This is a genomic window from Vibrio chagasii, from assembly GCF_002954585.1.
Classification (GTDB): domain Bacteria; phylum Pseudomonadota; class Gammaproteobacteria; order Enterobacterales; family Vibrionaceae; genus Vibrio; species Vibrio chagasii_A.
In genome coordinates this window covers 1,781,396-1,795,073 of the sequence record NZ_MSCI01000002.1, presented here as the reverse complement: position 1 = coordinate 1,795,073, position 13,678 = coordinate 1,781,396, and the positions used below count along the sequence as shown (strand labels likewise).

12 protein-coding genes and 1 tRNA gene are annotated in these 13,678 nt (G+C 44.4%); 10 read left to right on the top strand and 3 right to left on the bottom strand.

The genetic code is table 11. The features are described 5' to 3' along the window. From ybgF to BTO10_RS16400, 3 genes are all read left to right on the top strand, one after another. On the top strand, window positions 1-786 hold the full coding sequence (gene ybgF, locus BTO10_RS16410; protein ID WP_105025254.1) for a tol-pal system protein YbgF: 786 nt from the start codon (window positions 1-3) through the stop codon (window positions 784-786). Between the two features lie 146 nt (window positions 787-932). Then, the gene (gene nadA / locus BTO10_RS16405) at window positions 933-1,994 is read left to right on the top strand and encodes a quinolinate synthase NadA (protein WP_105025253.1); all 1,062 of its coding nucleotides are present in this window, start codon (window positions 933-935) and stop codon (window positions 1,992-1,994) included. Between the two features lie 175 nt (window positions 1,995-2,169). Further along, window positions 2,170-3,201, top strand: coding sequence for a potassium channel protein (locus BTO10_RS16400; protein ID WP_105025252.1), 1,032 nt, complete (start codon window positions 2,170-2,172; stop codon window positions 3,199-3,201). 130 nt (window positions 3,202-3,331) lie between these two features. Here BTO10_RS16400 and BTO10_RS16395 read toward each other — a convergent pair whose 3' ends face one another. Then, window positions 3,332-3,901 (bottom strand): UPF0149 family protein, encoded by a 570-nt coding sequence (locus BTO10_RS16395; RefSeq protein ID WP_008219918.1) that lies wholly within the window; start codon window positions 3,899-3,901, stop codon window positions 3,332-3,334. A 137-nt stretch (window positions 3,902-4,038) separates the two neighbouring features. On the opposite strand from BTO10_RS16395, the gene BTO10_RS16390 reads away from it, so the two are divergent. The 4 genes from BTO10_RS16390 (at window position 4,039) to gltS (ending at window position 8,979) form a co-directional block, all read left to right on the top strand. Beyond that, window positions 4,039-6,555, top strand: a complete 2,517-nt coding sequence (locus BTO10_RS16390; RefSeq protein WP_445656370.1) for an ATP-binding protein — start codon at window positions 4,039-4,041, stop codon at window positions 6,553-6,555. Window positions 6,556-6,804: 249 nt separating this feature from the next. Next, entirely contained in the window at window positions 6,805-7,254 is a 450-nt protein-coding gene (locus BTO10_RS16385) for an L-alanine exporter AlaE (RefSeq protein ID WP_004741076.1), read from the top strand. Between the two features lie 160 nt (window positions 7,255-7,414). Further along, window positions 7,415-7,505: transfer RNA gene (locus tag BTO10_RS16380), tRNA-Ser, on the top strand. Between the two features lie 259 nt (window positions 7,506-7,764). Continuing rightward, window positions 7,765-8,979 carry a sodium/glutamate symporter gene (gene gltS, locus BTO10_RS16375; RefSeq protein ID WP_004741075.1) on the top strand — a complete coding sequence of 405 codons (1,215 nt, stop codon included), beginning with the start codon at window positions 7,765-7,767 and terminating at the stop codon, window positions 8,977-8,979. A 78-nt stretch (window positions 8,980-9,057) separates the two neighbouring features. On the opposite strand, the gene BTO10_RS16370 is transcribed toward gltS, so the two are convergent. After that, window positions 9,058-9,810 carry a DeoR/GlpR family DNA-binding transcription regulator gene (locus BTO10_RS16370; RefSeq protein ID WP_004741607.1) on the bottom strand — a complete coding sequence of 251 codons (753 nt, stop codon included), beginning with the start codon at window positions 9,808-9,810 and terminating at the stop codon, window positions 9,058-9,060. Between the two features lie 9 nt (window positions 9,811-9,819). Next, window positions 9,820-10,524 carry a glycerophosphodiester phosphodiesterase family protein gene (locus tag BTO10_RS16365; RefSeq protein ID WP_004741608.1) on the bottom strand — a complete coding sequence of 235 codons (705 nt, stop codon included), beginning with the start codon at window positions 10,522-10,524 and terminating at the stop codon, window positions 9,820-9,822. Between the two features lie 274 nt (window positions 10,525-10,798). On the opposite strand from BTO10_RS16365, the gene BTO10_RS16360 reads away from it, so the two are divergent. From BTO10_RS16360 to BTO10_RS16350, 3 genes are all read left to right on the top strand, one after another. Beyond that, a complete protein-coding gene (locus BTO10_RS16360; protein ID WP_004741609.1) occupies window positions 10,799-11,812 on the top strand; it encodes a C4-dicarboxylate TRAP transporter substrate-binding protein in 1,014 nt (337 codons plus the stop codon). A gap of 103 nt (window positions 11,813-11,915) precedes the next feature. Next, window positions 11,916-12,380, top strand: coding sequence for a TRAP transporter small permease (locus BTO10_RS16355; RefSeq protein ID WP_004741610.1), 465 nt, complete (start codon window positions 11,916-11,918; stop codon window positions 12,378-12,380). Between the two features lie 9 nt (window positions 12,381-12,389). Next, window positions 12,390-13,673: a TRAP transporter large permease gene (locus BTO10_RS16350; protein ID WP_004741611.1), complete on the top strand. Its 1,284-nt coding sequence runs from the start codon at window positions 12,390-12,392 to the stop codon at window positions 13,671-13,673. The last annotated feature ends 5 nt before the right edge of the window (window positions 13,674-13,678 follow it).

Here is a 13,678-nt window from a genome sequence, read left to right as displayed (position 1 = left end):
ATGTTCAGTAACACAAAGCGAGTCATTTTGCTTTCGTTACTGGCAAGTGCAGCGAACACCGCGTTCGCTGCACCAGCTCCAGTATCCGATCTCAATAGCACCGCAACCAATTCAACTTCTTCTTCCTCTCGATCAGCATCTAACGAATCAGATATTGAGCGTTTAGAGCGCCTGCTTCAAAATCGCAATCTTGTTCAGCTTCAAATGCAACAGCAAATGGACGATATGGCACTGGAAATCAGTGAGCTTCGTGGTGAGCTAGAACGCAATAGTTACGATATGAAACAAATGCTAGAGCGCCAACGTGAACTCTTTATCGAGCTTGATCGCGTAAGAGGTGAGGTGAAAGCAGCAGGTACCGCAACGGTAGCAGTAGCCGCGAGCGAAGGCTCTAAAGAAGCTTCTGGTACGTTCAGTGCTGATGTTGATGAGCAGACTGCTTATCAAAATGCTGTAGACATGATTCTCAAGCAACGAGACTACACGGGTGCGATTGCTGCATTCCAACAGTTTCAAAAAGACTTCCCAGATTCCACCTTCACACCTAACTCTCATTACTGGTTAGGTCAGCTTTATTTTGCTAAGAAGCAGGATAAAGAGGCTGTGAAGAGCTTTGCCGCTGTTGTGTCGTACAAAGACTCAAACAAGCGAGCGGACGCACTGGTTAAGCTTGGTGACATAGCAGCGCGCAATAACAATGCGGCGCAAGCTAAGAAATATTACCAACAAGTCGTTACCGAGTACCCAAACAGTGCTTCGGCCAAAGTGGCACAAACCCACTTATAAAATCAAATAGAGGTGCTAAGGCGCCTCTTTTTTATACCCGCTCCAATACCCAATCGTGCTTGCCTACAACCAATCCTTTTTGATCCTCATGCCTGTCCTGTGTAGAATACTCGGATTCTCGGAAGAAGTTGCGTAGAGCAAGAGCAATGAGTCATATACTAGATAAAATCGATACAGTTTACCCGTTTCCGCCTAAGCCAGTTCCACTGAGCGACGCTCAGAAACAGGCCCATATCGCAAACATCAAAAAACTACTTCAAGAAAAAGATGCAGTTCTAATTGCACACTACTACACAGATCCTGAAATTCAGGCTCTGGCAGAAGAAACTAGTGGCTTCGTTGGCGATTCATTAGAAATGGCTAAATTTGGTAACCGTCACTCAGCAAGCACTTTGATCATCGCTGGTGTTCGTTTTATGGGTGAGTCTGCAAAGATCCTTACTCCTGAAAAACGCATTCTAATGCCAACGCTTGAAGCTGAATGTTCATTAGACCTTGGCTGTCCTGCTGATAAATTCACAGAATTTTGTGATGCTCACCCTGACCACACGGTGGTTGTATACGCAAACACTTCTGCGGCTGTTAAAGCTCGTGCAGACTGGGTGGTTACGTCGAGCATTGCTTTGGAAATAGTTGAAAGCCTAGACGCTGAAGGTAAGCCAATCATTTGGGGCCCTGACCGTCACTTAGGTTCTTACATCGCGAATCAAACCGGCGCTGACATGTTGCTTTGGCAAGGTGAGTGTATCGTTCACGATGAGTTCTCTGCTGATGCATTGAGAAAGATGAAGTCGGTATACCCTGAAGCTGCAATTCTTGTACACCCAGAATCTCCAGCAAGTGTTGTTGAGCTGGCTGATGCTGTTGGTTCTACTAGCCAATTAATCAAGAAAGCGAAAGAGCTGCCGCATCCACAGATGATTGTTGCGACAGACAAAGGTATCTTCTTCAAGATGCAACAACTGGTTCCTGAAAAAGAGCTGATTGAAGCGCCAACGGCGGGTGCTGGTGCAACTTGTCGTAGCTGTGCACACTGTCCTTGGATGGCAATGAACGGTCTTGAAGCGATTGAAAACGCACTTGAGAATGGCGGTGAGCAACACGAAATCTTCGTTTCTGACGAGCTACGTGTTAAATCGCTTATCCCATTGAACCGTATGTTAGATTTCGCAGAGCAGTTAAACATGCAGGTAAAAGGTAACGCGTAAGCGGCTTACTTATCTGCCTAAATTAAAAACCAGCCTATAGTGCTGGTTTTTTTGTACCTAAAGATAGCCTGCTAATATCAATCTTGTGAGCATGTATCTTTTTCTGATGATTCATCTTGTTGATATCGCGTATTTTTTCTAGCATGTAAGTAAGGACGCAGGATTTGAGGCTCGAATGATAATCTGGTTACAACTCAAACGTTGGATCAAAGCAAACATCTTTGTTTTGAACGGCAAAAACCTACTACTTACTTTTCTAGGCTATGTGTTTACTTCATGGTCGAGTTTGTATTTGGTGGGTGAGACGGACTTGACCAGTTCGTTTACGACATTCGCGTATTACTTGGTGGTGACCGCTTCGACAGTAGGGTATGGCGACTTATCACCAACGACAGAAGCGGGTCGATGGATTGTCATTCTATTTGTGATTCCGGGTGGACTGAGTCTGTTTGCTGCGTTACTCGGTAAGGTTGCCACAGAAGGTGTTGAATATTGGCGAGCTGGCTTATTAGGAAAAAGGAGAGTACGAGTGGAAAATCATATTTTAATGTTGGGGTGGAATGAGCAAAGAACCATTCACCTTATCCGTATGCTCCAGCATGAAGAGACGGGTAGGCGTCCAATCGTGTTATGTACGCGTTCAGACATTGAAAACCCACTCCCTGGTGAGATCAGTTTCGTGAAGGTGAATAGCTACACTGATGGTAAAGAGATGGAAAAGACGGGGATTGAATCAGCCAGCTGTATTCTGATTGATAACCCAGAAGATGATATTACTTTATCTGCTGCACTTTATTGTGCCAACCGAAACCCAGAAGCGCATCTGTTGGTTTACTTTAAAGATGAAGCATTGAGTGACCTGCTACATAAACATTGCCCGAACTCTGAATGTATTCCTGCGGTAGGCGCAGAGATGCTCGCAAAAGCTGCAGTCGATCCAGGATCCAGTGCGCTGCACCAAGAGCTGCTTAGCTCGACAAGAGGTATGACGCAGTATTCGACTTACTATCCTCAAGATGCTGAACCTGTGACTGTGGCGCCGATTTTCTCTGTGTTTAAAGAGAAGTATCAAGCGACGTTGATTGCGATAGACTCCGGGAACGGCATTGAACTCAACCCAGAATTGGATCAAGTCGTCAGTAGCGGTACTAAGTTGTTCTATATTGCTGATGAGCGTATCGACGACTTTGATTGGAAAGGTTTTTAAGTCGCGACTCTTTTTATGTGAACGCTCTTCTATGCATTAGAGTACTTCGCTTTACTGAGCATTTTTGCATTAAAAAAGGCCTCATCATGAGGCCTTTTGCAGTTTGTTTCGTAGCTTCTGTTGAATACTTTTATTGAGCTTCAGCCAGTGCTATACCGCGCTGAGTTAGACCACAAAGCATTACAGGAACTGCATTGAAGATCTCTTCAAATTGCTCTAGGCCTTCGATCCCTTGTTCTGCAAGTGTTGCGATTGAAGTTTCTGGATCGTAAAGCATGCTAAGAGAAAGTAGAACGCCGCCAACTAGAGCGTTGTCTTCGCTATCTTCAGGCATTAGCGTTTCCCAATCATCACGAGCAATCTGCCAGCCCTGAAGTAAGCCTTCACAGAAATCACGAGCAGCAGTGTTTACCACTTCCTCTTCGTCTAATTGACAAGCTTCAGGCCAAACCCAAGTGCCTTCGATTAGTTCGGGACGAGTTTTGTTCCAAAGCGCAATGATCACTTCAATGTAGCTTTCTAGTTGCTCACCATCAGTGAAAGGAGCGACTTCTTCGCCACCCCAAAGGAACGGTAGCCACTCATGCGGGGTTAACACATTAGGCGCTGCAGCCATTGCAGTGACAAAGCCCATGGTTTTGTGTTCTGTGATTAGCTTTCCTTCCAACTCTGGAAGCGCAAGAATATCTTGTAAAGTCAAAGTGAGGTACCGTAAAAGGGAACATATTTGCGCTTATAGTACCAATGAACTTGTGCCAATCAAGCTTCAATCTAAAAAGGCTTGATGTCGTTGAGGATAAACACTAGGTTTACAGAAAAGAAAACAATAAAAGAATTATGCAGATACGGTCGTCTTTAAAGAAAAAAAGCATGGTAGCGCTTGGGTTATACCTTGCAATGTTTATCGCTATTGTCGGTAGCGTCACGTATTACGTCGTAGAATCCCCTGTGCGCGCCAAACTGCAACAGAACCTCGATCTACGTACGCAATTACTGTCTTCGTTGATTACAGAGCCACTTAGCAGCTCTCAAGGTTTTGTTGATAGTCTAGTTGGTTTTGCTCAGGCGCACCGTAAAGGCGAAGATGTTATCCCTCTGTTTAAGTCGATGTTAGCCGCGAGTGACGACACCATCGTCAGTGCTGGCATTTGGCCAGAACCTTATGCGTTAGACCCCGACAAGCTCTTAAACAGTTACTTCTTCAACAAAGCTGACGACGGAACCATCGATCAGCTGTTTTCTTACAACAACCCTAAAAATGCCCCTTATCACGAAGAGTATTGGTATACCTCGGTGGTCGATGAACCTCAGGGAACCATCTCATGGAGTGATGTCTACATCGATCCTTACACGCACGTTCGAATGATCACTGCGTCTTCGCCTTATTACTACGAAGGCACCTTTGCTGGTATCGCGACGGTGGATCTCTCTTTGGAAGAGTTACTGGGTTTTATTAAGAATCACGCAGAAGAGTATAACCTTGGTATTACCTTGAGAGACAAGCTCAACCAAGTGCTGGTTTCTCATAACTTTAACCTTGTCGAAGGGATCTACATCAGTAGCAATCAATTCGGTGAGTTTGGCTGGCAAGTTGATGTTGTTAACTCTAAATCGCGGGTAGCAGACGAAGTGTTTCGTCAGGTGATGAGTATCGAGGGTGGTATTGTGCCCTTGTTGCTACTGTGTGTGATGGCGGGTTACTACTTACTTAACCGTTATTTAATCACTCCAATCACCAACATCGCCACTCAGGTCAACAGTTCAAAAGCCGGTGAGGTGATTGACGTTGATTACTCAAGTCATGATGAGATCGGTCACCTGATCAAAACCTTCAATGAGAAGACGGTATATCTCGAAGCAGAAAAAGTGAAAGCGCAAGCATCAACCAATGCGAAAACCGCGTTCCTTGCGACCCTGTCACACGAAATTCGTACCCCAATGAACGGTGTCTTGGGTACTGCGCAAATTCTGTTAAAAACCCCGCTTAATGCTGAGCAAGAGAAGCACCTAAAGAGTCTGTATGAATCAGGCGATCACATGATGACCTTGCTGAACGAGATCTTGGACTTCTCTAAGATTGAGCAGGGTAGGTTAGACCTTGATGAGACGCGCTTCCCTTTGGATTCGATCATCGGCAGTATCAATAGTGTTTATTACACATTGTCTTCTGAGAAAGGCCTCCAATTTAAGGTGTACTCGGAAGTGCCTTCCGGTCGCTGGTACTTCTCCGACAAAGCACGCTTGCGTCAAATTCTATTTAACCTCTTAAATAACGCAGTGAAGTTCACCTCGCGCGGTTTTGTTGAGGTTTACCTTAAAGAGATAGTCGAAGGCAGCGATACTTACCTCAGCATTCGAGTTCGTGATACCGGCATCGGTATATCGAAAGAGGCACAAAAGCGTATTTTCAAACCGTTTGAACAAGCGGAGTCTTCGACGACAAGGCGTTTTGGTGGTACAGGCCTTGGGTTAGCGATTGTAAAGAAAATCACTCAGCTAATGGATGGCAACATTACCGTCACCAGTGAAGAGGGGATAGGCACGAGCTTTGATGTACGGTTGAAAATTCAACCTTGTCAGCCTGGTGAGATAGAGAGCCTGCCACATAAGAAGTTAGATTACTCTGGCTTGAAGGTGTTGATCGTTGAGGACAATCGAACTAATACGGTAATCATTGAGACCTTTATGAATAGCAAGGGCTTTACTTGCAAGAGCGTTGAAAACGGTGAACTGGCGATACAGGCGCTTGTTGCTGAGCGATTTGATCTCGTGTTGATGGATAACCATATGCCAGTCATGGACGGCGTAGAGTCAACAACAGCCATTCGAGCGTTAATTGGTGAAGTGTCTTCTGTCTTGATTTTTGGTTGTACGGCTGATGTCTTCAAAGAGACTCGTGAGCGCATGCTTGGGGCCGGAGTCGATTATATTATCGCTAAGCCGATTGATGAGCGTGAACTTGATGATGCCTTGTTCCGTTACTCTAACAAGCTCTATCAATATCATGAAACCAAAAACCAGAATGAGAATGGGTCTTTGGGGGAGCCTGTGAGCTTAAATAGTCACGATGCGAACCTTCATAAGAAGAAGAGCCCAAGCCGCTCACTACCGAAACCTGATCTACGCAACAAGGACAATACCGAAGAGCTACTCGTGACACTCTATGTCGCGTTAGAAGACAACAACCTAGATCTGATTCAATCGGCGTTAGAAAGCCTGCGTAAGCATGTCGAACCTATGGACAATGCTGAGCTTTCTCGCCAAGTTGATAAAGCATTAGAACAGGTTTCTTTAGGCGCTCCGCCGACTCAAGATGTGATCAACATAATTACCGTCAACTTGCCTACGGCATAGTTGTTGTTTAATTACGGAAAGTTAATGACGAAATGGCTAAATTATAACCTTGTTGTAATTTTTTAGTGGAAGTGACTGGTTTTTAAATGGTTTTTGGTTGTTAATTTACAACTTGATTTTTAATTTGAAATGTATGACTGCTAATCTTGTGTTTTAATAGCGATATTATCTGGTGGGGTGCGGAAGTGCCTTGTTTATATGTTGCTAAATCACTAAATAGGTAGTGATATATTTTAGGTTTAACGCTAAATGAAGTCTCGTGGTCCATTTTGTATTCGTAACGCAGCGGCGGATACATTTGCAATGGTAGTTTTTTGTTTTATCTCCGGCATGATCGTAGAAGTGTTCATCTCTGGTATGACGTTCGAGCAATCTCTTGCTTCTCGAACGCTGTCGATTCCGGTAAACATTGCGATTGCATGGCCTTATGGCGTGTTCCGTGATTGGTTCTTGCGTAATGGTGCAAAACTTTCACAAAGCTCGTTGATGAAAAACCTCTCTGACTTAATGGCTTACGTGTTATTCCAGTCTCCAGTGTATGCTGGTATTTTGTTAGCTGTTGGTGCTTCAAGTGACCAGATCGTGACTGCGGTAACCAGTAATGCGGTGATCTCTTGCGGTATGGGCGTATTGTACGGTTACTTCTTAGATATGTGCCGTAAGTGGTTTAGAGTTCCAGGTTACTGTCAGCAAGCTTAAGAATAGCGACAGCATCAAATTTGGTTTGTTTTTGATCTAATGAGTTAATTTGTAATCGAACAAACTTAAAAAGGCACTTTTTTTGATAATGCCCCTTGACCAAAGCAAGCAGAATCAATAAAGTAGCGCCTCGTTGAGTGACGAGCTCAACACAATTTGTGGAAGGATGGCTGAGTGGCTTAAGGCGCTCGCCTGGAAAGCGAGTATACGTTTATAGCGTATCTGGGGTTCAAATCCCCATCCTTCCACCACTATTCTAAACCCCAGCAGAAATGCTGGGGTTTTCTCGTTTTTAGGCAGCTAAATTTTTACCCCCTTCTTTCTTTCTTTCGAGATATTACTTTCTCAAACCCTTTTTGTGTTCGTCCCTCCCACGGTTTTTGTTGAAGCATTTTGATCCAGATTAGCGATTGATGTCACCAATAAACGCTTGATTTATTGTCATGAATCTACAAGATTTAGAGTAAGCAACATTATGAATAATCTTAACTCTTAGGAATCTATCGCATCATGACAGAAACCCTCGTTTCTCCAATGCTCTCCTTTACCATTGCGATCTCATTACTGTTCATTGGTAAAGGCTTAATCGAGCGCTCTGAAGTATTAAGGAAGTATTCACTACCAGAGCCAGTTATTGGTGGCTTTGTTTGCGCTGCTATCGTCGCTGCTCTTTACTATCTCTTTGAAATCCAAATCACCTTTAGCCTCGATGTTAGAGACTTTCTGCTTCTCTACTTTTTTGCTGGTATTGGTCTTCAAGCTGATATTAAGACGCTAGTAAAAGGTGGGCGGCCGCTGTTTATCTTACTCTGTCTGGCGTCGACTTTTATCGTTCTTCAAAACGTGGTGGGTATGGCTGTCGCATCGGGTTTTGGTATGGATGCGAAAGCGGGTTTGTTGTCGGGCTCAATTAGCTTGATTGGCGGTGTCGGAACGACCCTAGCCTGGGCGCCAATGTTCGTGGAAGAGTTTGGTATTTCTAACGCGCTAGAGCTTGGTGTGGCCTCCAACACGGTTGGTTTAATCGCAGCGTGTGTGATTGGTGGTCCGATTGCCAACTACCTTCTCAATAAACATAAAGTGAGCCCTTCAAATGAAGAAGAGGTAACGGTCGGTGCATTTCAAGAGAGTGAAAACAAAACTGAGCTCAGCCACTACGGTGTTTTATGGGCATGGTTAATTTTAAACCTGACACTTATGCTAGGTTATAGCTTGAGTGAAGTTATTGAATCAATGGGCCTAAAACTGCCGTTATTCGTAAGCTGTTTAATCGCAGGTATCTTAATCGGAAACGTTGGTCGGGCTTTGTTCAAGAAGCGTCGCACACAAGAAAAAATTGCCCAAGGTCGCAAAGGGTTGGCAATGATCTCCGATATCTGCCTGGGCATGTTTTTAACCATGGCATTAATGGGACTCCGCATTTGGGATCTTGACGGGCTGTTTGGCTATATTTCTGTGGTCATGAGCATCCAAATTCTACTTTCGCTGCTATTTACTGTTTTTGTCGTTTATTACTTGATGGGAAGAAACTACGATTCAGTGGTGATATGTTCTGGCTTCGGAGGCATCACTTTAGGTTCGACCGCAACAGCGATTGTAAACATGACTGCCGTGACTCATCGCTACGGTGCGAGCCCACAAGCATTTATCGTAGTGCCTTTAGTGTGTGGTTTCTTTGTCGATTTGATTAATGCGCTGGTGATCAGTTTCTTTGTTGGGATGTAGTATTCCTCTGGTTTATCTTGCTAGATCAAAAAAGCCTAGCGTTGAAGCTAGGCTTTTTTCAATCTATGTTTTTCATCTTTATTGATGTGCTTCGTTTTCGACCAAATGTATGTTCAGTTCAGGCGGTAGTTGAGTGTTGTTCGTGTAGATGCGGTCAAAATCATTCAGTGACGCTACCTTCAGAGCAGCAAAGCGGCCCCATTTGCTGGCATCTGCGACTAGCCAGCTTTCGCGGCTGTTCTTTATGATTGACTTGGACAGGTCAGCTTCAACTTGTTCATGTTCCATAGCGAAATGGCTGTCTGTTACTGAGCCACAACCACAAATGCCAATGTCAGCTTCAAATTCAGAAAAGAAGTGGACCACGCTACTTCCCACCATGTCTTGGTGTTCTCGTCGGAACAAGCCGCCAGCCAAATACACTTCAATTTGCTCATTTGCCTCAAGGATGCGAGCCACTTGAAGGTTATTGGTGATCACTCGCAGCGCTGGCTTTGCTAATAAGTACTGTGCGATTCGAGTAACGGTCGTACCTATGCCCATCATGACCGTTGAGCCTTCAGGTATCGCATCGGCAACTGCTATAGCAATGCTGTCTTTTGTTTCTGACTCAACGCCAGCGCGGAATCGATAACTCGTGTTCGTGAGCGTAGTAGGTAAGCTGACGCCTCCGTGCACTCTACGCGCTAGCCCCTGCTCACACAGGTGGTTTACGTCACGACGAATGGTTTGAGTGGTAACAGAAAACAACTCGGCTAAGTGGTCGATCTGAATATCTTGGTTTGCTTTAAGTGTTGCGAGTATTTCTTTCTGGCGATGGTTCAGTTCCATAGAAGCCCACTAAAATTGGTTTGGTACGTCAGTGATGATGTTATCGACACCTAGGTTGAAATATTTAGCCGCTAATTGTGGATCGTTCAGGGTCCATATTTTCAGAACTGCGCCTGAAGCTTTAATCGCTTTTGCTGTTTTCTCATCAAGGATGCGGTGATCAATATGAATGCTGTACAGATCAAGTGATTGAAGGGACTCCAGGCTGAAATCGTTCCACACTTCGCAGATAAAACCACGTTTAACCTTAGGCATCATTTGCTGGCAAAGACTTAGCGCCTCTTTTTTGAAGCTTGAGATGAGCAGTTTTTCAATAGGGAACTGCTTTTGCTCAATCAGTGCGATCACTGTTTCAACGAGTGGCTGAATAGCCTTATCGTCATAAATTTTGATCTCAAGGTTCAGAGTTACATCAAGTTCTAGGCATTTATCGAACGCTTCGTTCAAAGTAGGAATCGTGGTCCCCGCGAACTCGCTACCAAACCAACTACCAGCATCTAACGTCTTGAGTGTGGTTAAGTCTAAATCGGCGATATTTCCCGTTCCGTTAGTACAACGATTGACTGTCTTGTCATGAAAAACCATAGGGATGCCATCAGCGCTCAACTGGGTATCAATTTCAATCCATTTAGCACCAGCTTTCGCTGCGTGTTCAATACTCACTAACGTATTTTCAGGTGCTAAAGAAGCGGCACCGCGGTGGCCTGTGATCATAATTCAATCTCGATGTTCATTTGAAAATTCAGGAAACAGTAGCTCTACTTTATTACAGATTTATTAACTCGCCACCATATTGCGCTGTTTTAAATGAGAACTAGTTAAAAAAGAGTTGGATAGAGTTTGTACAATAGTGAGACCTTATACTCACTATGTTCAAATCGCTAAGATAAATGTTCATATGAATGTAATAATTCACTCACATACTCTACGAAAACTTAATAACACCCTCTATATTTAGAAAACGATAGCCACATAAAGGTGATTAAAAATGAAAAAGCTATTAGGTACAGTAATTATGGCGGCAACGCTGCTTGTTGGTTGTGGTGAAGCTGACAAGGCTGGTTCTGAAGCTAAAGACGAGCCGATCAATATCAACATGAGCCTTGTGTTCACTCAAAATGAGCTGCTTACGCAAGAGCTAATCAAAGCGACCGACAAAATTCGAGAAAGAACCGATGGCTCGGTAAACATTAAAGTTTTCCCTGGTGGTCAATTGCCTGTTTACAAAGATAACCTGGAACAAGTGGTTAACGGTGCCAACTGGATTGCCGTAGAGGATTTGACTTATCTAGGTGATTACGTGCCTGACTTTGCCGCACTGGCAGGTCCAATGCTATACAACACCTACGATGAATACTTAGCGATGATGGACACTGATTTCGTCGCTGGCCTTAAAGCTAAAGCGGAAGAGAAGGGCATCAAAGTATTGAACGCAGATTATATGTTTGGCTTCCGCCACATGATCACCAATAAAGAGATCGTTAACTCTGGTGACATGAAAGGCATGCGTATTCGTGTTCCACAAAGTCAGCTGTTCATTAGCACACTTTCAGCAATGGGTGCAGCTCCAGCTTCTCTTCCATTCCCTGAGACCTATGCAGGCGTTCAACAAGGCGTTGTCGACGGTCTTGAAGGTTCTATCCTGACCATGTACTCAACCAAGATCTACGAAGTGGCTAAGAACATGTCTTTGACTAAGCACTTCCTTGGTACTGTGGGTATCTACATTTCACCAACGCTTTGGGACAAGTTTACGCCAGAGCAACAACAGATCATCAACGAAGAGCTAGAGGCCGGTGCTGAATCTAACACTGCTGAGCTGGTTAAACTGGATGTTGAATACACTCAGAAACTTGAAGAGCTAGGTGTTACCTTCAATGAAGTGAATTCTGAAGAGTTCAACCAGTTGACGGCAGATGTCTACAACCAGTTCCCAAGCTGGAGTGAAGGCATACACGCGACGATCATGAAAGAGCTAGAAACGATCCGAGCTGCACAGTAGTTCTGCAGAAATTAATTAGTTAATGATTACGGCCTAAATATTCTTAGGCCGTTTTATTCCTGAAATACCCACGTCGTATTCGGTATTTCGCTGGAGAAGTCTTTTGTTTTTATTGAAAAATATTGAAGAAATCCTCGCTTCTATCGCTATTTCGATCACCGTTTTGGTTGTTATCGTTAACGTCGTCTTGCGTTATGGATTTGGCTTTGTTGTTCCGTGGAGTGAAGAGCTGTCGGTTATTTGCTTCATCTGGGCTGTCTACTTAGGGATTAGCTCCTGTTACAAACACAAGCTTCACATGGGGGTCGATGTGGTGGTTGCCATGTTGCCAGAAAAAGCAAAAATCCCATTTAGATTGTGTGTTTCCGCTTTCCTACTAGCTCTGAACATTTTAATGGCAGTTCTGAGTTATCAATATCTCATGCTATCTAACAAGGTAACGCCAGTCATGGGCGTATCATATTTTGTTATCAATGGCGTGTTGTTGCTTTGTTTCTCATTGATGGCGATCCACACCGTTCGATTTATCGCGAACGATGTCGCTTCTCTAAAGCGCTCTGCTAAGTAGGTACGATTCATGGAAAGCTATCTTCCAATCCTTATTCTGTTTGTTCTGTTTCTTTTGAACATCCCCATCGCGTTTTCTCTGATTGCATCGGCGATGGTTTACTTTCTTTTTATCAATGACTCTATTCCGGTGAGCTTGGTGATGCAGCGCTTTATTAGTTCTGCTGAGTCTTTTCCGTTGTTGGCCATTCCGTTCTTTATCATGGTGGGTTCGGTGATGAACTATGCGGGGATCAGTAAGAGCTTACTCGCATTTGCCGATTCAATGATTGGGCATAAAACCGGTGGTCTTGCTCAAGTGAATGTGGCATTGAGTACTCTTATGGGGGGTATCTCAGGATCGGCAAACGCGGATGCGGCGATGCAGTCGAAGATTCTTGCTCCTGAGATGACCAAGCGTGGTTATGACTTGCCATTCACGGCCGCGGTAACAGCTGCGTCATCAAGTATCAGCCCTGTGATCCCACCGGGTATCAACTTAATCATCTTTGCTTTATTGGCGAACGTATCGGTCCATCAAATGTTTATAGCGGGTTACGTGCCGGCATTTTTGATGGCGCTGTCGCTGATGGTGACGATAGCGTTCATTGCTCGTAAGCGTCGTTACAAACCGTCACGCTCTGAGCCTGCTTCTGCCAAAGAGCGTTTTCATTACTTCTTGAAAGCGATTCCGGCACTGTTGATCCCGTTCGGCATTATTCTGGGCATGCGTTTTGGCTTGTTCACGCCTACTGAAGCGGGCGCTATCGCAGTATTACTTTGCGCGATTATTGGCATCTTCGTATATCGTCAACTGGGTTTGCGCCATATCCCGCTGATCATGCGTGAAACAGTGCAGGGCACCAGTAGTGTCATGTTCATCATTATTGGTGCCATGGTCTTTGGTTACTACATGACGCTAGAGCAGATCCCACACAATGTTGCTTCGGCTTTGATTGAGCTGACAGACAACAAGCTCGTCTTACTGTTGTTGATTAACGTGCTGCTGTTAGTGGTAGGTATGTTTATCGAAGGTGGTGCTGCGATGATCATACTTACGCCATTGCTGCTGCCTGCTGTGCTTAACCTAGGCGTTAATCCGGTTCACTTCGGCATTATCGTGATTGTGAATATCATGATTGGTGGTGTGACTCCGCCATTTGGCTCGATGATGTTTACGGTTTGCTCGATTTTAAAAGTTCGTATGGTCGACTTCGTAAGAGAAGTGGCTCCGTTGTTGCTAGCACTACTCACGGTTCTGATGTTGCTGACTTTCTCTGAAAGCTTAGTGATGTTTTTACCGAATTTGCTTTAACACTG

Coding starts and splice junctions, on each gene's coding strand:
- BTO10_RS16385 (WP_004741076.1), top strand. CDS start 6,805: ATGAAGTCTCGTGGTCCATTTTGTATTCGTAACGCAGCGGCGGATACA.
- BTO10_RS16400 (WP_105025252.1), top strand. CDS start 2,170: ATGATAATCTGGTTACAACTCAAACGTTGGATCAAAGCAAACATCTTT.
- BTO10_RS16390 (WP_445656370.1), top strand. CDS start 4,039: ATGCAGATACGGTCGTCTTTAAAGAAAAAAAGCATGGTAGCGCTTGGG.
- BTO10_RS16360 (WP_004741609.1), top strand. CDS start 10,799: ATGAAAAAGCTATTAGGTACAGTAATTATGGCGGCAACGCTGCTTGTT.
- ybgF (WP_105025254.1), top strand. CDS start 1: ATGTTCAGTAACACAAAGCGAGTCATTTTGCTTTCGTTACTGGCAAGT.
- nadA (WP_105025253.1), top strand. CDS start 933: ATGAGTCATATACTAGATAAAATCGATACAGTTTACCCGTTTCCGCCT.
- BTO10_RS16350 (WP_004741611.1), top strand. CDS start 12,390: ATGGAAAGCTATCTTCCAATCCTTATTCTGTTTGTTCTGTTTCTTTTG.
- gltS (WP_004741075.1), top strand. CDS start 7,765: ATGACAGAAACCCTCGTTTCTCCAATGCTCTCCTTTACCATTGCGATC.
- BTO10_RS16365 (WP_004741608.1), bottom strand. CDS start 10,524: ATGATCACAGGCCACCGCGGTGCCGCTTCTTTAGCACCTGAAAATACG.
- BTO10_RS16370 (WP_004741607.1), bottom strand. CDS start 9,810: ATGGAACTGAACCATCGCCAGAAAGAAATACTCGCAACACTTAAAGCA.